25 protein-coding genes are annotated in these 23,510 nt (G+C 44.5%); 23 read left to right on the plus strand and 2 right to left on the minus strand.

What is annotated here, in order from left to right; translation table 11 throughout:
• Together AWB54_RS03140 and AWB54_RS15185 are read left to right on the plus strand one after the other, a co-directional pair.
• A partial coding sequence (locus AWB54_RS03140; protein WP_160328897.1) for an ATP-binding protein occupies positions 1–229 on the plus strand: 229 nt, incomplete at its 5' end.
• Positions 230–565: 336 nt separating this feature from the next.
• The gene (locus AWB54_RS15185; protein ID WP_174520053.1) at positions 566–763 is read left to right on the plus strand and encodes a hypothetical protein; all 198 of its coding nucleotides are present in this window, start codon (positions 566–568) and stop codon (positions 761–763) included.
• Between the two features lies 1 nt (position 764).
• On the opposite strand, the gene AWB54_RS03145 is transcribed toward AWB54_RS15185, so the two are convergent.
• Both AWB54_RS03145 and AWB54_RS03150 read right to left on the minus strand, forming a co-directional pair.
• Complete coding sequence (locus AWB54_RS03145; protein ID WP_061213178.1) at positions 765–1,310, minus strand: hypothetical protein; 546 nt, start codon at positions 1,308–1,310, stop codon at positions 765–767.
• A 335-nt stretch (positions 1,311–1,645) separates the two neighbouring features.
• Positions 1,646–2,500, minus strand: a complete 855-nt coding sequence (locus AWB54_RS03150; RefSeq protein WP_235811075.1) for a DegV family protein — start codon at positions 2,498–2,500, stop codon at positions 1,646–1,648.
• Positions 2,501–2,938: 438 nt separating this feature from the next.
• On the opposite strand from AWB54_RS03150, the gene ylxM reads away from it, so the two are divergent.
• From ylxM to AWB54_RS03255, 21 genes are all read left to right on the plus strand, one after another.
• On the plus strand, positions 2,939–3,283 hold the full coding sequence (ylxM, locus tag AWB54_RS03155; protein WP_061213180.1) for a YlxM family DNA-binding protein: 345 nt from the start codon (positions 2,939–2,941) through the stop codon (positions 3,281–3,283).
• Between the two features lie 12 nt (positions 3,284–3,295).
• The gene (gene ffh / locus AWB54_RS03160) at positions 3,296–4,642 is read left to right on the plus strand and encodes a signal recognition particle protein (protein WP_061213181.1); all 1,347 of its coding nucleotides are present in this window, start codon (positions 3,296–3,298) and stop codon (positions 4,640–4,642) included.
• Between the two features lie 130 nt (positions 4,643–4,772).
• Complete coding sequence (gene rpsP, locus AWB54_RS03165; protein WP_061213182.1) at positions 4,773–5,039, plus strand: 30S ribosomal protein S16; 267 nt, start codon at positions 4,773–4,775, stop codon at positions 5,037–5,039.
• Between the two features lie 28 nt (positions 5,040–5,067).
• Positions 5,068–5,304 carry a KH domain-containing protein gene (locus AWB54_RS03170; protein ID WP_011640898.1) on the plus strand — a complete coding sequence of 79 codons (237 nt, stop codon included), beginning with the start codon at positions 5,068–5,070 and terminating at the stop codon, positions 5,302–5,304.
• Positions 5,305–5,599: 295 nt separating this feature from the next.
• Entirely contained in the window at positions 5,600–6,118 is a 519-nt protein-coding gene (gene rimM, locus AWB54_RS03175) for a ribosome maturation factor RimM (protein ID WP_011640897.1), read from the plus strand.
• 7 nt (positions 6,119–6,125) lie between these two features.
• Positions 6,126–6,860, plus strand: coding sequence for a tRNA (guanosine(37)-N1)-methyltransferase TrmD (gene trmD, locus AWB54_RS03180; RefSeq protein ID WP_011640896.1), 735 nt, complete (start codon positions 6,126–6,128; stop codon positions 6,858–6,860).
• A complete protein-coding gene (locus AWB54_RS03185) occupies positions 6,857–7,435 on the plus strand; it encodes an RNA methyltransferase (RefSeq protein ID WP_011640895.1) in 579 nt (192 codons plus the stop codon). The genes trmD and AWB54_RS03185 overlap by 4 nt, the downstream gene beginning before the upstream one ends.
• A gap of 114 nt (positions 7,436–7,549) precedes the next feature.
• Positions 7,550–7,900: a 50S ribosomal protein L19 gene (gene rplS, locus AWB54_RS03190; RefSeq protein WP_011640894.1), complete on the plus strand. Its 351-nt coding sequence runs from the start codon at positions 7,550–7,552 to the stop codon at positions 7,898–7,900.
• Positions 7,901–7,993: 93 nt separating this feature from the next.
• Positions 7,994–8,830 carry a ribosome biogenesis GTPase YlqF gene (gene ylqF, locus AWB54_RS03195; RefSeq protein ID WP_061213183.1) on the plus strand — a complete coding sequence of 279 codons (837 nt, stop codon included), beginning with the start codon at positions 7,994–7,996 and terminating at the stop codon, positions 8,828–8,830.
• A gap of 68 nt (positions 8,831–8,898) precedes the next feature.
• Complete coding sequence (locus AWB54_RS03200; RefSeq protein WP_235811076.1) at positions 8,899–10,083, plus strand: CapA family protein; 1,185 nt, start codon at positions 8,899–8,901, stop codon at positions 10,081–10,083.
• Positions 10,084–10,218: 135 nt separating this feature from the next.
• Positions 10,219–10,599: a hypothetical protein gene (locus tag AWB54_RS03205; protein WP_061213184.1), complete on the plus strand. Its 381-nt coding sequence runs from the start codon at positions 10,219–10,221 to the stop codon at positions 10,597–10,599.
• A 218-nt stretch (positions 10,600–10,817) separates the two neighbouring features.
• The gene (locus AWB54_RS03210) at positions 10,818–12,923 is read left to right on the plus strand and encodes a sigma-54-dependent Fis family transcriptional regulator (protein WP_061213185.1); all 2,106 of its coding nucleotides are present in this window, start codon (positions 10,818–10,820) and stop codon (positions 12,921–12,923) included.
• 723 nt (positions 12,924–13,646) lie between these two features.
• Complete coding sequence (locus tag AWB54_RS03215; protein WP_061213186.1) at positions 13,647–13,832, plus strand: Com family DNA-binding transcriptional regulator; 186 nt, start codon at positions 13,647–13,649, stop codon at positions 13,830–13,832.
• A gap of 219 nt (positions 13,833–14,051) precedes the next feature.
• Positions 14,052–15,407, plus strand: coding sequence for a thiolase family protein (locus tag AWB54_RS03220; protein ID WP_061213187.1), 1,356 nt, complete (start codon positions 14,052–14,054; stop codon positions 15,405–15,407).
• Positions 15,408–15,428: 21 nt separating this feature from the next.
• Positions 15,429–16,283, plus strand: coding sequence for a 3-hydroxybutyryl-CoA dehydrogenase (locus AWB54_RS03225; RefSeq protein WP_061213188.1), 855 nt, complete (start codon positions 15,429–15,431; stop codon positions 16,281–16,283).
• A gap of 38 nt (positions 16,284–16,321) precedes the next feature.
• Positions 16,322–17,104, plus strand: a complete 783-nt coding sequence (locus tag AWB54_RS03230) for an enoyl-CoA hydratase-related protein (protein ID WP_061213189.1) — start codon at positions 16,322–16,324, stop codon at positions 17,102–17,104.
• Between the two features lie 14 nt (positions 17,105–17,118).
• A complete protein-coding gene (locus AWB54_RS03235) occupies positions 17,119–18,267 on the plus strand; it encodes an acyl-CoA dehydrogenase family protein (RefSeq protein WP_061213190.1) in 1,149 nt (382 codons plus the stop codon).
• Between the two features lie 149 nt (positions 18,268–18,416).
• A complete protein-coding gene (locus AWB54_RS03240) occupies positions 18,417–19,394 on the plus strand; it encodes a CoA-transferase (protein ID WP_061213191.1) in 978 nt (325 codons plus the stop codon).
• Positions 19,395–20,210, plus strand: coding sequence for a CoA-transferase subunit beta (locus tag AWB54_RS03245; protein ID WP_061213192.1), 816 nt, complete (start codon positions 19,395–19,397; stop codon positions 20,208–20,210). It abuts the gene before it with no gap.
• A gap of 322 nt (positions 20,211–20,532) precedes the next feature.
• Entirely contained in the window at positions 20,533–21,411 is an 879-nt protein-coding gene (locus AWB54_RS03250; RefSeq protein WP_061213193.1) for an MBL fold metallo-hydrolase, read from the plus strand.
• Between the two features lie 145 nt (positions 21,412–21,556).
• Positions 21,557–23,509, plus strand: coding sequence for an NAD(P)/FAD-dependent oxidoreductase (locus AWB54_RS03255; RefSeq protein ID WP_011640883.1), 1,953 nt, complete (start codon positions 21,557–21,559; stop codon positions 23,507–23,509).
• Position 23,510: the final 1 nt, after the last annotated feature.

The following is a 23,510-nucleotide window of genomic DNA, read 5'->3' on the forward strand; positions in this document are numbered from 1 at the left end:
CCCTTTAAAAGAAACACAGGCATTGGATTTATTGGAAATCGTTGAAGCACGGCACCAGAATGCATCGACCATCTTCTGTACGCAGTTTGCACCAGGCGGTTGGCATGAGAAGATTGGAGAAGTCACTCTGGCAGACGCCATTCTTGACCGCATTGTCCACGATTCTCACACGATTTTAATCGATGGCCGGGTGTCCATGCGGGAACGGCACGGAATCAACGGTAGTTAAAGAATCAAAACTGGTTTTTAAGGGCACGAACTTGCTCTTTGGAGACATCAGCTGTACCAACTGCGGAGCGATATTCCTCCCGAACTCAAGAAAGCGAAATGCGGGGTACAACCCCCAAAAGCGGGGACTCTATACGATCCGGGCATCTTGTACGGCAAAGTAAAATACGCTTTGCCGTTGCCCTCCCGCATTTGGCAGATGTGGGGTTGTTTTTAAAGGGTACAACACATGAAATTTTCAAAGAACAAAATATTAATAAAAGTGGTTCTAATGGTTGCACAAGGTGGCTCTATTTCATGCACAATGTGGCTCTAAAACATCACACTGCTGGCTTTTTTGGATCGCAGTAAACATACGGTGCATGTAATATGTGATCGTGATTACAATTTAATACACCCGCCCTTTGAAATCGACTTGCAAAAAACTACTGAGATTAGTGTTCTTAAGAGACTCAGCAATGAAGAGACAGACATTGTTCGTTCCAAGATTTATATGCAGAAGAATGAAGCGAGGACAGAATCCTGTGTAGGTTGATTTAATCTGGACTTTCAAGAAGTTCGAGTTTTTCAATTTTCCAGGATTTATCAGCATAAGAAAGGTGAACCGTGAAAAGAAAGGAGTCCTGTTCAGAGTAGCACCCTGAATAAGACCGTCGAAAAATAATGCTACTATGATTTGGCTGGTAAAAACTGCATTCATTATAATCCGCTTGAGTTAAAACAGGGATACCATCGCAGGGAACAATCGCCAGCTTTTCATTACCCGGAATCCACTGTGTATAAGCCTCAACTATATCTGAAGCCAGTTGGGGCTCAAATCCAGGGGAAAGAAAGTTGATGGCCTCATCACTATCATTAGCATGTTGGCTGATTAAATATCCGGAAGAGGAATCTACATCTTCCAGCAGAGAAGAGTAGATGGCAAAATCCTTGACCATGGCGGCAAAAGCTTGCTGAACTTCATTTGAGCCTTGGTTTACAGGATAATAAACTGGAGAAATGCTTAACCCATCCCGTGCTGTAGAATGGGCAAAGGTTAAAACTATAGTTATCAATAGTAAACAAATAATTCTTTTCGGCATTATTTTCACTCCAGATATTTTTAGTAATTATAGTATAAGACAAATACCAAATATTTACAATTACCAAAAGCAATCTGCTGGAGTAAGTTACCAATATTTATTTGCTTTTATATAATATCGCTCAGAAATCCTTCTATCTGAATAACCAGGTACTAAGCCCTAATAGGCTATAGCCGCAATCACCGATAAAAAGTGAGTTAGTAGGCGCTTAAATAGTAAGATGTAGTAGGAATTTAATTAACCCCCTTACTTTACTAATACAATAGTTGAACGATGGTTAAGCAATAGTTAAGCAATCGCTAAACTACTGTTCGTCGTCTTCCGCCTTCCGTCAACTAAACCTCATGAAAACACACCCCGAGTAATCCTGGTCCGGTGTGTACTCCGAGTGCCGGGCTTATATCTGAAGTTATTACTTCCCTGATATTGGGGAGATTACGCATTCTTTCTAATATGGCTTCACATTCCGCTTTGGCACCCCCGTGCAGAATAGCTAGGTTGAAGGGTTTGTCTTTCATAGATTGTTCTACCAGTTCAATAAGTTTATCTATGGATTTTTTTCGTCCTTTAGCTTTACAGAAGGTAAAATATTTTCCTTCTAAATTAACCGAAATGATAGGTTTCAGATGCAAAAATTCTCCCAGCATGCTGGCAACCAACCCGATTCTTCCGCCGCGACGCAGGTATTCCAAGGTTTCAATAACATAATAAAGATGCATTTTACTTTGCAGTTTCTTCTGGTTTTCCAGTATTTTATCGAAGCTCCACCCATTGGCAATATTGCGGGCAGCGTCCAGCACCAACCAACCGGTTCCCATGGATAGAGTTTTGGTGTCAATCACTTCTACTTTCATATCTTGAATGTCTTTGGCGATAAGCTTCACCGCTTGAAAGGTTCCCGAGAGCCCGCTGGAGATGTGAACAGCCAGCACATGAGTAAAGCCCTCGCTACGAATTTTATCAAAGATCTCTTGGATTTCTTGTAATGGCGGCATAGCAGTGGTAGGGATTTCCTGGGGCATACGGGCATAAACCTCTTCGGGTTGAATATCCACCCGGTCGGCGTATTCTTGATGGGGATAGATTACTCTGGCGGAAACAACCTTAATATTAAATTTTTCAATAAAGCTGCGAGGCAGGTCACACATGCTATCACATAGCAGGGCTATCTTTTCTTGCAAAATATTCATCTCCCTTATAAATCTAATTTTTACCAATATAACCTGTCCATAAGCTCTAACCTTTTATGAAGCACTTGTATCCGGAGGAAACTAAAGCATTCAGCAAAAGTAAGCTAATTATCTTAACTATAATATAATACTAAGCATATTGTAGATGATTTTTAGTAGTTTGGGCAAAAAAATATAACGAGGCGAAATATTCCCCCGCATCCACAATAGTGAGCGAAGCGAACATCAGTGGTGCCCGCAGGGTGCTTCTTTAAGCTGCCGGGCTTCAATAAATAAAGAAAACAGGCGGCGGGTTCTAATCCCCCGCCTCGTTGCAGCGCTGTGTTGAAACTGCTCCGCAGTTTCTTCCGATGCTTAAACGAATATTTGACATCAGCGAACAATATAAGTAATATTGTTGTGTAAAGCAATTTCCCTTTACGAAGGAGAAGAGTTGCTATGCTGGAGAAAACAGAACATATGATTATGCTTAAAGATTTTTATGGTCCTTTGCTGACTTTAACACAGCAGGATCTTATGAGTCTTTATTATGAAGATGACTGGTCTTTATCCGAGATTGCAGAAAACAGAGGAACTAGTCGTCAGGCGGTTTATGATGTGCTTAAAAGAGCTGAAACTGCGCTACAGGAATATGAAGAACGGCTGGGACTGGTTGATAAATTCGTACTTACCCGCCGGGGATTGGAAGAAGCCTATGCTTTATTGAAAAAGACAGGCTGTTTGGGGCAGAAAGAAATAGAAAAGGCTATTGAAATCCTCCATGAAATAATGGAATCGGTATAAAGGAGAGATACCGTGGCATTTGAAGGTTTATCAGATCGACTACAGGATATTTTCAAAAAGCTTCGAGGAAAAGGCAAAATAGGTGAAGAAGATGTAAAGACCGCGATGCGGGAAGTACGGCTGGCCCTCCTGGAGGCGGATGTCAATTTTAAAGTGGTCAAGGATTTTGTGGAGCGGGTTCGGCAGAGGGCTGTGGGGCAGGAGGTATTGCAGAGCCTGACCCCGGGACAGCAAATCATCAAGGTTGTTCACGATGAAATGACGGCTTTGATGGGAGGAAGCGAAAGTAAATTAAACCTTGCTGCGAAACCCCCTTCAATATATATGCTGGTGGGACTGCAAGGAGCTGGAAAAACCACTACGGTGGCTAAACTTGGGCGAAATTTGCTTAAACAGGGAAGAAGGCCGGTACTGGTTGCTGGTGATATCTATCGCCCGGCTGCTATTAAACAGTTGCAGGTTTTAGGCGAGCAGGTAGGAATACCCGTTTTCTCCATGGGTCAATCAAATCCAGTGGATATTGCCAGGGCTTCCCTGGAATATGCCCGTAGCCAAAATCGGGACATAGTTATTTTAGATACTGCTGGAAGGCTGCATATCAATGAAGAACTGATGGATGAACTGAAGCAGATAAAATCGGCGATTAATCCCCATGAAATTCTGCTGGTGGTTGATGCCATGACCGGGCAGGATGCAGTCAATGTGGCCGAGTCCTTCAACCGGGACTTGGGATTGACCGGAGTAATACTAACCAAGCTCGATGGAGATACCAGAGGTGGTGCTGCTCTTTCTGTCAAAGCGGTTACGGGTTGCCCTATAAAATATGTAGGTATGGGGGAGAAGCTGGATGCTTTGGAAACCTTTTTCCCCGATCGAATGGCATCCCGTATACTAGGTATGGGTGATATCCTGAGCCTGGTTGAGAAAGCCCAGGCCAATATTGATCAGGAAAAAGCCCGGGAAATGGAACGGAAAATTCGTAAACAGGAGTTTACTTTGGAGGATTTCTTGGAACAGATGCAGCAGGTAAGATCAATGGGGCCTCTGGATGAATTGTTGGGAATGATTCCTGGGATCGGGAAACAGATGAAGGGTTTCAAAGGAGAGTTTGATGAAAGAGAGATATTAAGAATTGAAGCCATAATAAAATCCATGACATTGCAGGAAAGAAGAGATACCTCTATCATTAATGGAAGCAGGAAGAAAAGAATTGCCCGGGGGAGTGGAACCAAGGTTCAGGAGGTAAATCGTCTATTAAAGCAGTTTGAAGAATCCAGAAAATTGATGAAACAGTTTGCTGACCTTGGCGGGAAAAAAGGAAAACGAGGGGGAATGCCCCCTATAAGATTTCCGTTTTAACCCGGATGTTCGAAGGCCAGTGCAGTGGTGAAAAGCTAAACGGGGTGTTTGAGTGCTAAAAGCCTACTGGGAATATTAATCCCTCATCCCGCTTTTGTTAAATTTCAGGTTAATTTAAGGAGGTGAATACGTGGCAACAAGAATCAGACTGAGGAGAATGGGAGCCAAGAAGAGTCCCTTTTACCGGTTGGTAGTAGCCGATTCAAGATACCCCAGAGATGGCAGATTTATTGAAGAATTGGGATATTACAATCCTTCCACCACTCCGGCGACAGTAAATATTGATGAAGAAAAAGCACTTAAATGGTTGGCCAGTGGAGCTAAACCTTCTGATACAGCTAAGTCGCTTTTGCAAAAACAGGGAATTATGGCCCGCTTCGCGGAAATTCGCAAGTAATATAAGAGCCAGGCAGGGGGGAAATTTAGTGAAAGAACTGGTGGAGTATATTGCCAAATCCCTGGTAGATAATCCAGACGAGGTTGAGGTCAGAGAAAGCGAAGGGGAAAGATCCACGGTACTGGAACTTAAGGTGGCCGCCGATGATATGGGAAAGGTTATCGGAAAACAGGGCAAGATTGCCAAGGCCATTCGTACTCTGACTAAAGCAACAGCAGCCAAAGAAGGGAAAAGGGTAGCAGTAGAAATAGTAAAGGAGGGCTAATTTATTAGCCCTTTCTATTTGATATTATGCGGGTACTTTAGCGTTGATGCGGGGCATTAACCGGGCATGGGCCGGAACGCTTTTATAACGAGGCGAAATATGACCCCCGCATCCATAATAGTGAGCGAAGCGAACATCAGTGGTGCCCGCAGGGTGCTAAGCGGTCGCCTATTAACAAAACAGGCGGCGGGTTCTAATCCCCGCCTCGTTGCAGCGCTGTGTTGAAACTGCTCCGCAGTTTCTTCCGATGCTTAAAAGCTATTTGGATGAAAAATAGAGTCCGGGAGGCGATGGCTTGAATAGTGATAAGTTGGTGGCTATTGGGAAAATTGCCGGAACTTATGGTTATGCAGGATGGCTTAAGGTGATTCCCCTTACTGATTTCCCGGAACGTTTTTATAAGCTGGATAAGGTTATTCTAAATCAGGGAGGAAAGCTGGGGACATTCCTTGTTGATGGGCTTAAGGCTCATAATAATTTCTATCTATTCAAGTTTAGTGGAATCGATACAGTGGAAGTTGCCCAGGGCTTTCAAAATGGGATTTTGCAGATTGATGAGAGTGAACTTTATCCCTTACCTGAAGGTTATTTCTACCACTTCCAACTCCAGGGACTTTCTGTATACGATGAAGAAAAGGGCCTGCTGGGGGAGTTAACGGATATAATCGAAACCGGGGCCAATGATGTTTATGTAGTGGATTCTCCCCAATATGGAGAAATACTTATTCCCGCTATTAAAGATGTTATCCTAGCGGTAAAGCTGGAAGAAAAGCGCATGGAGATTAAGCTTTTACCGGGCTTGATTGAAGATTGAGGTAATTATGAAGATAGATATTTTAACCCTGTTTCCTGAGATGTTTGTCTCTCCCTTTAATGAGAGCATAATAAAAAGGGCCCGGGAACAGGGAATTATCACTATCAATATTACAAATATCCGGGATTTTGCTCAGGATCGGCAGCAACAGGTGGATGATTACCCTTATGGTGGGGGAGCAGGCATGGTTTTAAAAGCTAATGTCTTGGGAACTGCTATAGAAGAAGTGAAAGGCCCCGATACATGGGTGCTGTATATGTCTCCCCAGGGCAAGCCGCTTAACCAGGACAGGGTGTGGGAATTAGCCAGAAGGAAGGAACTGCTCATTGTCTGTGGTCATTATGAAGGAATAGACGAGAGAGTTATGGCCATGGTAGATGAGGAAATCTCCATAGGTGATTATATACTAACCGGAGGTGAACTTCCGGCTATGGTTTTGGTCGATGCTATAGCTAGATTGATACCAGGAGTTTTGGGCGATGAGAATTCAGCTATGGAAGAATCCTTTAGTTGCTCACTGCTGGAATATCCGCAGTACACCAGACCGGCTAGCTATGGTGAGCAGGAAGTTCCGGAAGTTCTTCTTTCCGGGCACCATGAAAATATCCGGCGTTGGAGAAAAAAACAGAGTCTTTTGCGTACTCTCTTGAAACGCCCCGATCTTTTATTGAAGAAATGCTTTGATGAAGAAGAAAAAAGCTTGTTGGAGGAAATACTATTCCACAGGGAGAATAAGCGTTGAGAAAAGCGAAAGTATACATCGCTCTGTTACACTATCCGATGTATAACAAGCGTATGGAAATAATAACCACTTCTATCACCAACCTGGATTTGCATGACATCTCCCGGGTAGCGCGTACCTATGATGTAGATGCGTTTTTTCTGGTCCATCCTTCCCCTAACCAACAGGAATTGATAAGAGATATTATTTCTTACTGGCAGGATGGTTATGGGGGCCAATACAACCCTGACCGGAAAGATGCTTTCAATATCATAAAAAGTGCTGAAACTTTGGAAGAAGTGCAAGAATACCTGGAGAGTATGAATGGAGAAAAGGTTTTTACGGTAGCTACGGATGCTCGATTATATGCCAATACCATTAGCTATAGCCAGCTGAAAAACATGGTTTTTAATGAAGAGAAATCATTTTTACTCCTCTTTGGCACCGGTTGGGGAATACAAAAGGAAATAATGGAGAGTTGTGATTATATATTACAACCCATCGAAGCGAAGCGGAACTATAATCACCTGTCGGTTCGCAGCGCTGTATCGATAATTTTGGATCGCTTGTTAGGAGAATACTGGTTTAACCTATAGTTTTTTCTTGAGATTATGGGTATCCTGTGATAAAATATTTTTGTTCTGTGTAAAAAAGGTGGTCCGCTGCATTAAACTAAAATGTATGAACACCTTCTGGAAGGAGGTTGGATGATGCAAAACATAATCAAGTCTATCGAAGAGGAATACTATAAGAAAGACCTGCCTCGCTTCGGCCCCGGCGATACCGTCAAGGTTCATGTCAAGGTGGTGGAGGGTACCCGGGAAAGGCTTCAGGTTTTTGAAGGAACGGTAATAAAGATTAGAGGCACCGGTTTGTCCCAAACTTTTACCGTAAGGAGAACCACATCTGGGGTTGGAGTAGAAAGGACATTTCCTCTGCATTCTCCCAAAATTGCCCGAATCGAAGTGACCAGAAGGGGCAAGGTTCGCAGGGGACGCCTGTACTATCTCCGCCAATTGACGGGCAAGAAGGCCCGGGTAAAAGAAAAAGGCAGGTATTAAGATTAATAATGACGAAGGAGAATACCAGCAGGTATTCTCTTTTTTCTTAAGCTGATAAAAAGGTTTTCAACTTTAGAAAAAGGAGGAAATACCTTGACTATTAACTGGTTCCCAGGCCACATGGTAAAGGCCAGGAGAGAAATAGAAAAGAACATAAAACTGGTTGACATAGCTTTAATACTGCTCGATGCCCGGGCTCCTTTTTCCTGCCGGAATAGCGATTTAGAGAAGATAGCCAGGAATAAGAAAGTTGTAATGGTATTAAACAAGGCTGACCTGGCCTCGCCGGAAGCAATCCGTCATTATATGCAAGCTCTTGAGCAGGAGGGTTTTCTGGTAGTTGCCATGGATTCTCTCAGCGGTAAGGGTCGTCAAGCAGTTTTAAGAATGGCAAAATCAGCCTTCCAGGAGAAGGCGGAGGAATTGCAAAGAAAAGGTAGAAGGCCAAGAGCTATCCGAGCGATGATAATGGGGGTTCCCAATATCGGGAAATCTACTTTCTTAAACTCTCTGGTGGGGCAGAAAATTGCCCAGACCGGAGCCAAGCCGGGGGTAACCAGAGGTAAACAATGGGTACGGCTGCGTGAAGATATAGAATTACTGGATACACCAGGCTTGATGTGGCCCCGGGTTGAAAGTGAGGAACAGGGATTAAAACTGGCTCTTTTAGATATAGTGGGGGAGAATGCTTATAGCGAGTATGAGGTAGGACTTTACTTGCTCTCTATTTTAAAAGATAAACACCCGCAAATCCTGCTGGAGAAGCTGGGATTGGATGCAGGAAACCAACTTGAAGAAGAGATGCTGGCGAAGATAGCCGGGAAAAGAGGTTACCTGCTTAAAGGAGGAGTACCCGACCTGGATAAAACCTGCCAGGTCTTGCTGCAGGAATTCCGGCGGGGAAAACTGGGAAATATCAGCTTGGATTAAAGCAGGCAAAAGAACCGTCCCTATGCCTGCCCCCATGCCTGCCTATTGATTTGTTTGGAGTGAGCCTGGTGTTAAGACGATTTGCTATAGTATTTATATTTATCAGCCTGGGCAGTTTGGCCTCATATTATATATACCAGGCTACAATTGGCCAGCAGGAACCTGCGGAGCAGTGTACGGCTTCGCCGGTTTCAAAGATTAAAAATACCCCCACCCCGAAGAAGGCGACTATTACCCTTACTGCAGCCGGTGATTGTTTGATGCACAATACTCAGATATGGTCCGGGCTGCAAGCCGATGGCTCTTACTGTTTTGACAGCTTCTTTCCTGAGGTAAGAGAGCTGATTATGGAAGGAGACTACAGTTCAATCAATTTTGAGGCGGCTATGGCCGGTCCGGATTCCGCTTATACCGGTTACCCTCTCTTCAATAGTCCTGATGCTATGGCGCAAACTCTGAAGGAAGCTGGTTTTGACCTGGTGGCAACAGCCAATAACCACTGCCTGGATCGCGGAGTAAAAGGAGCCATTCGCACCCTGAAGGTTTTAGAACAGGCAGGTCTGGATACTCTGGGAACATATAAAAGTGAAGAAGACAGCCATACTTACTTGATAAAGGATATCAAGGGTGTAAAAGTGGCTTACCTGGCCTATACTTATGGTACCAATGGCATACCGCTGCCGGATGAATACTCTTTTCTGATAAATTTCCTGGATGAAAAAGAAATTTTGGCCGATATCAAGGCAGTCAGACCCCAGGTAGATGTTTTGGTGTTGGTTTTGCACTGGGGATTGGAATATAATCCCCGGCCATCTGACATGCAGAAGAGGCAGGCTTATAGCTTTCTGGAAGCTGGCGCGGATGTGATATTGGGCAGTCATCCCCATGTTATTCAGACCATGGAAAAGATAAGAATCGCGGAGAAGGATAAATTTGTAATCTACTCCATAGGCAACTTCATCAGCCATCAGATTGGACAGGAACGCAATAGCGGCATAGTCCTGAAAATGAAATTCACCAAAGATTTCTCCAGCGGAAATACCCTTTTGGATGAAGTCTCATATACCCCAACCTTCTCCCATTCCTATCAAGAAGCAGGCAAAATGAAATTCCGGGTAGTTCCGGTAGAAAAGACCATAGAAAAAATTGAAAAAGGTGAAGAGAGAATTTTAAGTAAAAACCACCTCCCGCTGCTCCAAGCAGTACTGGCTTCAACCAGGTCCCAACTGGGCGAAGGTTTTAGCAGGAAGTAGAGCTAATACCGCTATTTACCAGGGTTAAGTGCGGGGTTTAGTCTTTATTGAGGGACGTGATTATTGTAAAATAGATGATAATGATAGCAGTATAAAGAGCAGAATAATATGAAGCAATTAGAGGAGGTTTATTGGATGCAGGACTTATATTGGGAGTGCAAAGTTTGTGAAGCATGTGGGGTATGTGGAAAAAGTGAGGAGGAATGCAGATTATACGATGAGTATTATGGTTTCGGAAAATCTCCGGGGGCTGGAAAAGCTGAAAGAGGTTCTTTGGCTGTTCTGGAAAGGGACGCCAGGAAGCTTAATCAGGCCAATCAAGGTGTTATTAACCGTTTAAACGGTCGCATCGTTAAAGTTATTGAAGGAGAATCCACGGCTCTTTTGACTATTGCAATGGGAGAGCATTACATAAGCTCCATGATGCCTTTGAGCAGATTCAGGGAGAGTGGAAAAAAGATCGGAGACCTGCTTGCGGTGGCATTTAAGTCGATTGATGTAAAAGTTATGAATTAGCTCCCTTGAGGACATGCTAATAAAAATGGGGATAGTCAGAACCAGAAATAAACGCTGATTTGTCCCTCAATTAATATCCCTAAAGTCTATTACCAATCATTGTTCTTGTACCAGGTCAAAGGCCTTGGAATTATCCAAGGTCTTTTTTTTTTGCATATTAGTACCAGGCTACAGCAAAATTTATGAGGATATGGTATGTTTAGGGTGAGGTGGTCAGAATGAACTTGGGCGAAATAATGAGCCCCAACCCTGTTTTACTAAGACCGGAACAATCAATCCGCGAAACCGTAACCCTTTTCCTGGAGCGGAATATTGATGGAGCTCCGGTGGTGGATGAGAATAATCAAATTATCGGACTTTTTACCAAGACCCATGTTTATCGAGCGATAAAAGAGAGCATGGATATGCTTCAACCCATAGAAAACATAATGAAGCGCGATATTATTATTGGACACCCGGACGAAGAGATTGAAGATGTGCTATATCCCGGCCTGGGAAGATTGCCCATAGCAGATGAAACAGGGATTGTGGGCATGATTACCCGGACTGATCTGGCTCGGGTTTTCCTGGAGTCATATAGGAATATATCCAGTGAACTGGATGCCATTATCAACTCTACTCATAATATGATTGTTTCCGTGGACAAGCAATCCAGAATCAGGGTATTCAACCGGGCCGCGGAAAAACTTTTAAAACAAAAAGCGGAGAATGTAAAAGGCAAGCTTATCGATGATGTATACCCTACCAGCCGTCTTACCAATATAATCAAGTCGGGGCAGGTTGAGACCTTGCAGAAGATTATGTTGAATAACCACTATTTTATCTCCAATCGTTCACCGATAATTAAAGATGGCGAGATAATTGGAGCAGTTGGTGTTTTGCAAGATATTTCCGAACTGGAAGAGTTGTCGCGGGAATTAAAATATGTTAAAGAACTCAATGAAGAGCTGGATGCCATTATTGAATCATCTTATGACGGTCTTTATATTACGGATGGCAATGGGATGACATTACGTTTAAATCAAGCTTTTGAAATGATAACCGGCGTTAATGGACGCGAATTTTTAGGAAGGTATGTGGATGACATAGCACAGGAGGGGATTGTTTCCGAATCGGTAAGCTCTCTGGCCCTTGCGCGCAAAGAGACCGTGACTATTATTCAAGAAACCAGAAGCGGCAAGACTACTTTGGCTACAGGCAGCCCGGTCTTTGATAAAAACGGCAATATATTTCGCGTGGTTTGCAATGTTCGGGATATTACGGAACTCAATATGCTGAAACAGAAATTGGAGAAGGTTCAGGGATTAAGTCAACACTATGAAAGCCAGTTAAAAACCCTGCGAATTTACAGTGGTACAGATAAAATAATAAGCAAATCTAGCGAAATGAGAAAGCTTTTGGAGACGGTAGTTCGATTGGCAGAGGTAGACTCCACCATTTTGATCAATGGTGAATCAGGAACCGGCAAGGAGCTGATTGCTGAGACCATTCATAACCACAGTGCTCGCGCCAAGAAACCGTTTATTAAGGTAAACTGCGGAGCCATCCCCGAGAACCTGATGGAATCAGAGCTTTTTGGTTATGATTATGGGGCTTTCACCGGAGCCAAAAAGGAAGGGAAGGCTGGTTATTTCGAGCTGGCCCATGAGGGAACCCTTTTTCTGGATGAGATAGGCGACCTGCCCTTTAATTTGCAGGTAAAACTCTTGAGAGTATTGCAGAGCAAGGAAATAAACCGGGTGGGGGGGAGACAAGCTCTCAAAGTTGACACCCGGATTCTGGCTGCCACCAACCGCAACCTCTTGGAAATGGTGCAGAAAAAGCAATTCAGGGAGGATCTTTTTTATCGTCTACATGTAATTCCGGTTATAATTCCTCCATTGAGGGATAGAAAGGAAGATATACCATCGCTGATAGTGCATTTTATCGCTTTGTTTAATCGTAAATATAGACTTAACAAGCGCATTTGCCCAGATGTAGTGGATATATTGATGGCTTATGACTGGCCGGGAAATGTACGTGAACTGGAAAATCTGATTGAAAGGCTGGTGGTTATATCCTCCAGTGATATCATAAGCCGGGATGAGCTTCCGATTCATTTGGGTTCGGCTGTACTTGATTCCCCCCAGGTGAGTGTTTCGGCGATTGTTCCACTCAAAGAAGCGGTAGAAAGTGTAGAAAAACAATTGCTGGAAAGGGCCTTTGCCCAGTATCGTACTACTCGTCAGATAGCAAAAAAATTGGAAGTGAATGCCTCTACTGTGGTTAGAAAAGCTGCCAAATATGGGATTTCATCGTCAAGCAATAGCAATAAGAGAACATAACATGTTGCTGTAGTGCAACGTGTTATGCAAATACGCAACGCGATTTCATGGCGATATTGTTGCAATATTGCAACAATATTAGTATGCGAAAAAAATTGAGATATTTAAAGATTTGACCATTGCTTGAGAACTATTGGAGAAGTTGTAGTGATTAGAACAGCGGAAAAGAGCAATAGAGATATTAAAATACAATACAGGAAATAAGTGCCAATATCAATAAATAGACTAATAAAAATATGATGTTGCTGAACCGCAACAATTGTTATTGTCAGTACAATAACTATCTATTGTATACCAGAGCTTAATCCCTTTTTTAGATTTATAAGCTGCCAAACACTGTACTTCTAATGACCTCCCCTGTTGAACAATCTAATATAATTCTTGGAATTTGAGCAGGAATTGGCCTGGTTTTATGATGTTTTTATAAATATGGCATAGTATTTGCATATATAAAGTGTGACTCAAGATTGTGTTTTATGGCTAGAACCTGATAAGCGAAATGAAAAGAGGTTGCTCTGCAAAAGAATAAAAAAATATGTATAGGAACTATTGAGAGCCTTGAGCCCCACCAGATTCTAATTCGGTTGGGCTTTTATTTTTCTCAAGATTATTTAATGGAATGATTTCGCCAGCACTTAATTATATTAAAAATACATAAGAAAAAAATGGTTCGTTTTTAACATTAAGCTTTTCTATCAATTTGATAAAGGAGGAGAGCGAATTGTGAATGATTTCAGGTGCAATAAGTGTCATAAACTCCTGGGGAAATATCGCGACTGTCTTGAACTAGAGATAAAATGCCCTCGTTGTGGAAGCAGGAACAGTCTCGCTCAAAAGCTAAAAAATGAAAATGAAAATGAAAGAGAAAAGGAATTGTGCCTGGCCAGTATTGAAAAACGGAGAGGGTAAATTTCAATTCTTAATCATTTATACTAAGACAATTATATAATTTCTTGTCTGTTTAGAGAGCCATAGAGCCCCGTCAGATATTTCTGCCGGGGCTCATTATTTGGGGGGGAGGTGAGATTCAGGCGTTTGCTGCTGGTATCAGCTAGTCCTATCGATAGTCTTGCTATCTGTTAAAAAGGGAAAATACATGTAGCACAAAAAGAAAAAGGAGGAAAGATTATGTCGGATTATGTGCAAAAACTAGAAATGAAGAGGGCCGACTATCCCAAGAAAATTGCAGTTAGCGGTTTTGGGGAGAGAAAACCGGATTACAGCGGTATGGGGAGAAATGTCGGCAATGTATACAAGAATTTCCGAGAAGTAGTCTGTGTGGAAGCTTGCCGTACACCTTATGGGGTAATGGGCGGAAAACTTAAAGAATATGATGCTCCGCAACTGGGGGCCCTGGCAATTAAGGAAGTATTGCGCCGCACCAATGGCAAAGTAAAACCGGAAGATGTGGATTATGTCTATATGGGACAGGTGGTGCCGGCAGGCAACGGGCAAATTCCCGGGCGGCAGGCCACCATACTGGCCGGGTTGCCAGAATCGGTTCCGGCCATTTCCGTAAACAAGGTTTGTTCATCCGGCATAAAGACCATTGATCTGGGTGTCCAAGCCATAATGTTGGGGAAAGCGGATATTGTTATAGCCGGCGGACAGGAAAGCATGAGCAACTGCCCCTATTCCTTGCCCGAAATGCGTTATGGACGACGTATGGGGCTATTAAATGCCAATTGTGTGGACCTCATGGTTTATGACGGTCTTTGGGATGCGTTCTATAACCGCCACATGGCCATACACGGCTCGGAAACCAGCGATGAGTTCGGGTTTACCCGCGAAGATAACGACGAGTGGGGGTACAACTCTCAGATGAAAGCTGTTGCCGCAATGGAGGCAGGCCGCCTGGATGATGAAATCTTCCCGGTGGAAACCAACAGAGGGAAAGATGTGTTGAGCAAGGACGAAGGACCCCGTCCCCAGACCAAGATGGAAGCTTTGGCCAAGCTGCCCCCGGTATTCAATCATAAGAGCACTGTTACCGGCAAGCCCGGCAGCGTAACCGCCGGAAATGCCCCCGGAGTAAATGATGGCGGTGATGTTTGCTTATTGATGAGTCGGCAGAAAGCCGATGAACTGGGTCTAAAACCCCTTTTCAGCATTGTCGATTATGCCGAAGTATCCCAGCAGACCAAGGATATCGCCACTGTTCCCGGCCTGTCCATAAAAAAAGTACTGGAACAGAACGGCATGACCTATAAGGATGTGGATTTAATTGAAATAAACGAAGCCTTTGCCGCGGTGGTTCTGGTAAGCGCTCGCACGATACTGGGCATGAGTAAAGAAGAAATGTTTGAAAAAGTCAATGTCAACGGAAGCGCTATTGCCTTTGGCCATCCCATCGGGGCCACCGGAGCTAGAATCGTAATGACTCTGGCCTATGAGTTGCGGCGCCGGGGCGGCGGAATTGGTGTTTGCGGAATATGCTCCGGGCATGCCCAGGGTGATGCTATGTTGATCAAGGTTGAAGCATAGAGAAAACGGGAGGCGAAATTTATGGCTATTAAGAAAATCATGGTCATCGGCGCCGGGCAAATGGGTGGAGGAATAGCTCAGGTATCCGCCCAGGCCGGCTATGATACAGTGCAATATGATATTAACATGGATCTGGTTAACAAGGGACTGGCTATTGTTGAAAAGAACCTGACCCGTGATGTTAGCAAGGGAAAGAAATCCAAAGAAGATAAGGCCGCTATTTTAGGCCGCATAAAACCATCGATCAAGCTAGAAGATGCCGCTGATTGCGACCTGGTAATTGAAGCCATCGTAGAGAATTTTGATATTAAAAAACAAGTATTCAGCCAGTTGGATCAGATAGCTCCGGCCCATGCTATTTTGGCCAGCAACACCTCATCACTGCCCATTACCCAGATTGCTGCCACCACCAAACGCCCGGAAAAAGTGATAGGAATGCACTTTATGAATCCGGTTCCAGTAATGAAACTGGTAGAGATCATTCGCGGTCTGGCTACCACGGATGAGGTCTATAAGATAATTGAAGAAGCCTCCATAAAAATGGGCAAAACTCCGGTTTGGTGCAAAGATGTTCCTGGTTTTATATCTAACCGGGTTCTGCAGGTCATGATCAATGAAGCCCTTTGGGAGCTTTATGAAGGCGTGGCCCCGGCGGAGAACATAGACAACATAATGAAGCTGGGTATGAATCATCCTATGGGACCCTGTGAACTGGCTGATTTGATAGGACTGGATACCATACTCTCTATTCTTAATGTCATGTATACCGGCTATGGTGATCCCAAATACCGCCCCTCTCCTCTGCTTAAGCAATATGTGCAGGCAGGCTGGTTAGGAAGGAAAACCGGCAAAGGCATCTACGACTACCGCAAATAACTTTTGCGGGATAAAAGCGGAAGACAGGTGAATTTATTATGGAATTTGAAAACCTGATCCTGAAAAAAGAAGAGCGGATTGCTCATCTGGTCATTAACCGGCCCAAGGCATTGAATGCTCTCAACCAGGACACCCTTATTGAAATAAAAACTGCAGTGGAAGATGTCAGAGACGACCAGGATATTGATGTGCTGATAATAAGCGGCGCCGGAGGTAAGGCTTTTGTAGCCGGAGCGGATATAACTTTTATGATGGAAATAAGCGCCCTTGAGGGCCGGGAATTCGGGCTTTTGGGTCAAGGAGTCATGCGATTGATCGAAGCCATGGAAAAGCCAGTGATTGCCGCTATTGATGGTTTTTGCCTGGGTGGCGGATGTGAATTGGCTATGGCTTGCGATTTTCGCATCTGTTCCGAGAAGAGCAAATTCGGACAGCCTGAGGTTGGCCTGGGTGTTACTCCGGGTTTTGGCGGAACCCAGCGCCTTCCTCGCATAGTAGGTACGGGAATCGCCAAACAGCTGCTTTATACCGGCGATATTATAAATGCGGATGAGGCTATGCGGGTTGGATTGGTCAATTATATAGTACCATCAGAACAATTGATGGGGAATGTGGAAAAGCTGGCGCAAAAGATTGCCTTACGAGGTCAGAAGTCAGTCAGATTCTGCAAGATAGCCGTAAATGAAGGCATGCAAACTGATATAGACCGGGCCATGACCGTAGAGGCGGATCTTTTTGGCCTTTGCTTTGCCACTGAGGATCAAAAGGAAGGTATGAGAGCTTTTGTAGAAAAAAGGAAGGCCAACTTTATTGGAAAGTAAGGAGATGAGAATATATGGATTTTAGTCTTAGCGATGAATCTTTAATGATGCGAGATATGTTCAGAAAGTTTTCTAAAAACGAGGTAGAACCTCTGGCTGCAGAAACCGACAGGACTCATGAATTTCCCATGGGTACTTTCAAAAAGATGGCCGATTTGGGATTGACCGGTTTGCCTATTCCTGAAGAGTGGGGCGGGGCTGGAGCCTCTTATCTTGATTTTGCTATGTTTGTAGAGGAACTGGCCAAGTGCTGCGCTTCAACTGCAGTAATTATGAGCGTGCATACTGGCCTGGGCTGTATGAGTACCTATCTTTATGGCAGCCAGCGGGTTAAGGAAAAATACCTGCGGGCATTGGCCACGGGAGAGATAGTTGGAGCCTATGCGCTGACTGAACCCAATGCTGGTTCCGATGCGGCTTCGCTCAAGTGCAAAGCGGAAGACAAAGGCGATTATTTCCTGGTCAACGGCAGCAAGATATTTATCACCAACGGGATAGTTGCTACCACTTATTGTACCTTTGTAAAGAGTGACCCCACTCAAGGATCCGGCCGGGGCATAACTTGTTTAGTTATCGAAAAAGATACGCCCGGTTTTACCATGAGCAAACCAGTAGCCAAGATGGGAATGAATGGCTCTCCCACAGTTGAACTCTACTTTGAAGATGTCAAGGTACCCAAAGAAAATGTATTGGGCGAAATAAACGATGGTTTTAAGGTAGCCATGGGTCTTTTAGCCGGCGGGCGCGTTACCATTGCGGCTCAGGGGCTGGGGATTGGTGAAGGGGCCTTGGATTATACCGTCCAGTATATCAAGGAAAGGCAACAATTTGGCAAGCCGCTGGCGGCCAACCAGGGGGTGCAGTTTATGGTGGCAGATATGGCTGCTGCGCTGGATGCTGCTCAATTGCTGGTTTACCGGGCTGCCTGGCTGAAGGACAATGGATTGCCCCATAACAAGGAAGCTTCTATGGCCAAAAAATTCGCCACTGATACGGGGATGGAAGTATGCACGAATTGCGTACAGCTTATGGGAGGCTATGGGTACTGCAATGAATTCCCGGTGGAGAGAATGATGCGTGATGTTAAAATAACCCAGATTTATGAAGGTTCCAACCAGATTCAAAGGATGATAATCGGACGGGAAACTATAGGCCGCTTCTAAAAAAGGGTGCAGCCCCTGGATGCTATAAATTAAATAGCCATCCGGGGGCGGCAAATAAAAATAGTACATTTTTAATTTAGAGCTTTGGACAGTAAAAGGCAAGTCCAATAAAAGAATTAAGACATAGGAAATATAAGGAGGAGAGAGGAATGGGTAAAGCGGAAAGAATTACCCTGAAAGAGGCGGGAGCCCTTATACAAGACGGCGACATGTTATCTTTCAGTGGCTTTACTATTTGGCGTCGACCTATGGCTCTGGTTTACGAGCTGGTTCGCCAGGGGAAAAAGAACCTGCACCTCTTTGAAGTGAATGGTGGCACCCACACCGAGGTATTGGCGGGAGCAGGGGCGGTTAAAATTTGGGAATCCTGCTGGGTAGGGCATGAACTCTATGGAAAATTGGGTGAAGGAGTAGCCCGGGGGCAGTGCGAGAAATCCATGATAGTTGAGGATTACAGCCATGGTCAGGTTGTGGCCAGATTGTTGGCCGGAGCCTATGGCTTGCCATTTTTCCCCACGGCACTCTCGATGGGTACCGATATTTTGAATCCCCAATACGATATGCTTAAGAGAGCTGGTCTTAGAGATGGCTCCAATCCTAAAATTCCCCGGCAGAAGTATACAGTGAGCCAGGATCCGTTTTATGATATGGGAGAAATCCTGCTAATGCCTGCTGCTAATCCCAATTGGGCACTGGTCTACGCTTCGCAGGTTGGTGATGAGGGAACCATGCGGGTTAATGCTCAGACCTATACTGATGCGGAAGTGATTAAGGCAGCGGATAAGGTTATTGTTGTGGCAGAAGAGATTGTTCCAGACAGCTATTTGCGCAGCGAGCCGGAAAAAAACATTGCTACCGGTTACTCCATTGATTATGTGGTAGAGCTACCCTGGTCAGCACATCCCACCGGTTCCCAGGGTTATTATGATGTCGATGCCGACTTCATCCGTAATTTCTATTCCGCTTCCAAGAGCAAAGCCGGCTATGACAAATGGGCTGAGGAATGGATATTTGGCGTTGATAGCCATGAGCAATATCTAGAGAAATTGGGCATTAGTAATTTGGAGAAACTGCGGGCCAATAAGGTCCTGGGTTATTCCACCAGGGTGAAAAGGGGGTCGAGATAAATGACAGCGAAGAATAATAAACTGGCCAAAGCGGGTGAATATAAACCAATTGATCTCCTGGCAGTTGCTGCTGCCCGGGAGGTAGTTGATGGGGATATTGTCTTTGCTGGAACCGGCCTGCCCATGCTGGCCATTATGTTAGCTCAAAAAGTAAGTGCTCCTAATGCGGTATGTATTTATGAAGCCGGGAGCATTGACGGACGGCCCATTGACCTGCCCACTTCTGTTGGTGATGCCCGTTGTGCCCACCAGGCTTCGATGGCAGCTGGTTTAACCGAGGCTTTTTACGGGCAGCTTCACTGTGGATATGTGGATCTGGCCTTCCTCGGGGGAGCTGAGATCGACAAGTATGGAAATGTAAATACTACAGTGGTTGGCGATTACCTAAGTCCGGAAAAGCGTTTTACCGGTAGTGGCGGTAACCCGGATATCAATGCTCTGGCCAGACGGACGGTATTTATAATGGTTCAGGAAAAGCGCCGTTTCAGAGAACATGTTGACTATATTACTTCTCCGGGCTGGAGGTTGCCCAAATGGCCCGGGGGAGAATTCGTGCATAAGAGAGAAGTATACGGCAAATTCTTCCGCGGGGGCGTGGAAGCAGTAATAACCAATATGGGCGTATTCAGGTTTGATGAGGAAGGGATAATGTACCTGGATACGGTTCATCCGGGATTCACTCCGCAACAGGTGAAAGATAACTGCTCTTTTGATCTTAATATCTCCCGGGTAAGCGGAGAGACCAAACCCCCGACTTATTACGAACTGGAATTACTTTATAAAGAAGTCGATCCGGAAGGTATCTTCTTGCCCTAGTTAAATCAGGTAGTCCCCTTATATTATTTATAGATTTTGGCCTCATTATCTTAGGTTTTGAGGCCCTATTTTTTTAAAGGGTTAATCATGTTTAGTAGGTGGAATTCCCAGCCCGCCTAGCTGTTGGTTATCTGTTTGTAGAGCAGGGGGTAAGTTCGATGGCACTGAAAAAGTAATAAATATTATTATGCTTATATTTTAAGCATCGGAAGAAACTCCGGAGCAGTATCAACTGTGCATCAAAAGGAGTTTTGCAGTAAAATCATTGATAAATTCTGCTATTATAGTCATAGAGAGATATTAAAGGGAGGAGTGATTTGTAGTGCAGCTTAGCGAGAATGTTTTGCTATTGGGCAATCGACACTTCAATTATTTTCTGGTGGGGAAGAAAGAGGCCGCCATTATTGAATGCGGGGTAAGTGGTGGGGTTTATAGTTTCCAAAAGCAGTGGGAGAAACTGCACCAAAAACCGGAAGTAAAGTATTTAGTGGCAATGCATGCTCATTTTGACCATGTTTGCGGAATACCTGCCTTGCAAAAGATGTTTCCTGCTGCTGTTTTACTGGCCAGTTCCCCAGCGGAAGCCGTTTTAAAAAAGGCCAAAATAATGGAAAACTTTTTTGCTCAGGATGAAAAAATGTTGGATTTGCTAGCGGACGAAGGAATAATTCCCCGGGGGCTGCAATCACCTAATGTAACGGAGATTGCTCTTGATAAGCTAATTGCTGAAGGAGATGAGATAAAGCTCGGCGGTGATTTGAACATCAAAGTATTAGATGCTCCCGGTCATAGTCCCTGCAGTTTAGCCTGCTACCTGCCTGCTGAGCAGGTTATGTTCATTTCTGATGCTTGTGGCTTTCAAATCTCGGATGAGGATATCTTTCCGGTGTTTTTTCAAGCTTATGACATTTACCTGGAAACTATAAAGAGGCTGATGAGCTATCCTAGCAAGCTTCTGGCTATTCCCCATGAACGGATATGGACAGGACGGAATATTGATGCTTTTTATAGAAGGGCTTTAAGCTCTGCAGAGCAGGCTTTTAATATAATTCGGGATTTATTGGATCAAGGATGGGAGGATGAGAAGATAGAAAAGGAGCTTTTTGCTCGCTATTATAAGGGTAGCTTAAAAATCTATACTCCGGAGAATATTCAACAATGTGTGCAAATCTTGCTCCGGCGAGTAAAAGAAAAGCTTTAAACCCGATCGTATATTAGCAGATATCCTGGACAAGCGGAAAATCTTTATAAAAGCTATGCTATAATGGTTAGAAACGTGCTTATCTCCTCTTTTAGCATGTAGGTTATATGTTAAACAACTACGCAATAAGGGTGGTCGGCTAAATATGAAGACTTTTCCAGAACTATTTTCCCCGGCTTATATTGGCAAATTGCTGGTGAAGAACAGGATTGTTATGGCTCCTATGCTAGTATCCTATGCCAGTTCTGATGGGGAAGTGAGCGAGCGCTTGCTGGACTATTATGAGGCCAGAGCCCGAGGGGGGGCAGGGCTTATAGTGGTTGAAGCCGCTTGTGTTGATGCTCCCACCGGAAGGGAAAGTTTCCGGCAGATAAATATAGACAGCCTACGTTATGTGGCCGGGCTGCAACAGCTTGCTCAGCATATCAAGGCTTATGGTTGCCGCACTTTTATCCAGCTCTTTCATGCCGGAAGGCAAACATCCAGCCTGTTTACCGGAGTGCAACCAGTAGCTCCATCTCCCCTGGCCTGTCCCATGGTAAAAGAAATCCCCCGAGAATTAACCGGGGAAGAAATCAAGGAGATCGAAAATAAATTTAGCCAGGCGGCGGCTTATGCTTTTATGGCTGGATTTGATGGAGTGGAATTGCATGCAGCTCACGGTTATTTGATTAACCAATTTCTTTCTCCTCATAGCAACCTCCGCCAGGATGAGTATGGCGGCTCCCTGGAAAATCGGATGAGATTTCTCTTAAACATTATCAAAAAGATTAAGACTTCCAGTCCCGGGTTGATCATATCAGTACGGATAAATATGGATGATTTTGTCCCCGGTGGCCTGGAGCTAAAAGAAAGTGTAGAAATATGCCAGCATTTGGAACAGGCGGGAGTTGAACTGATTAATTGTTCCTCCGGGACTTATGAATCTGGGCTTAAGAGTATTGAACCGGCTTCCTATAAGGAGGGCTGGAGGGTTTATTTGGCCGGGGAGTTGAAGAAGTGGATACATATTCCGGTTATTGCCGGGGGAATGCTCAATAACCCGGCTTTTGCCAACCAACTGATAGCCGGTGGGCAGGCTGATTTCATTTTCCTGGGACGAAGCCTGCTGGCGGATAGCGAATGGCCTCATAAAGTTCGCGAGTCGGGAACGGAAGACATTCGCCCCTGCATACGTTGCAACAATTGTATTGACAACAACTTCCGCGGCATGATGGTGGATTGTAGCGTTAACCCCCTTACCGGGCGTGAGCGACATTTTTCCCAAGAAGGGAAAAAGCTTCTGCACAAAGCCAATGTGATGGTAGTAGGTGGCGGCCCTGCTGGTATGCAGGCGGCTTTGTCATTGAAGAGTAGAGGCCTTAATGTCACACTATACGAAAAGGAGAAAAGCCTGGGCGGCCTTTTGAATCTGGCCTGTCTGCCCCCGCACAAACACCGGGTAGCTTACTTGCGCGATTATTTAATAAGACAAGTAGAGAAAAGCGGTGTAGAGGCATTTCTGAACTGCTCCTTTAATCTTGAAAGTTTGCCCGACCTTAATCCTGACTACCTGCTTATTGCTACTGGTTCCAAGCCTCTGTTGCCGCAGATTCCGGGATGGGATCAGAGTTATTGCCTGGGTATTAGGGAGGTATTAGAAAGGAAACCGGAAATCAAAGGGAAAAGGGTGGTCATAATTGGCGGAGGCAGCAATGGTTGCGAAGTGGCAGATTTTCTCCTGGCGGGGAATAATCAAATCACCATTGTGGAGCAGAATAAGTATCTGGCGGCGGACATGGAAAAAAAGAATCGCCGCGATCTGATGAACCGATTGGAAGAGGGTAAGGTGAATAAGAAAACTTCCAGCCAGGTAATGGAGATAAAGGATCAGCAACTGCAGCTAAAGAGCCAGCAAGGTGCTTATGAGTGCCTGGAAGCTGATTACATTGTACTGGCTACAGGATTTACTCCTAATAATGCTCTCTATATTGAGGCTCAGAACAGACATAAAAATGTTTACTTGATTGGTGATGCTTTCCAGGTTAAAGGCTTTAAAAATGCCTTTTTGCAGGGTGAAGCAGTGGCTCATATGATAGCGACGGGCTTAAAGAAATAGA

Origin of the sequence: Syntrophomonas wolfei subsp. methylbutyratica, assembly GCF_001570625.1 — a bacterium.
Lineage (GTDB): Bacteria > Bacillota > Syntrophomonadia > Syntrophomonadales > Syntrophomonadaceae > Syntrophomonas > Syntrophomonas methylbutyratica.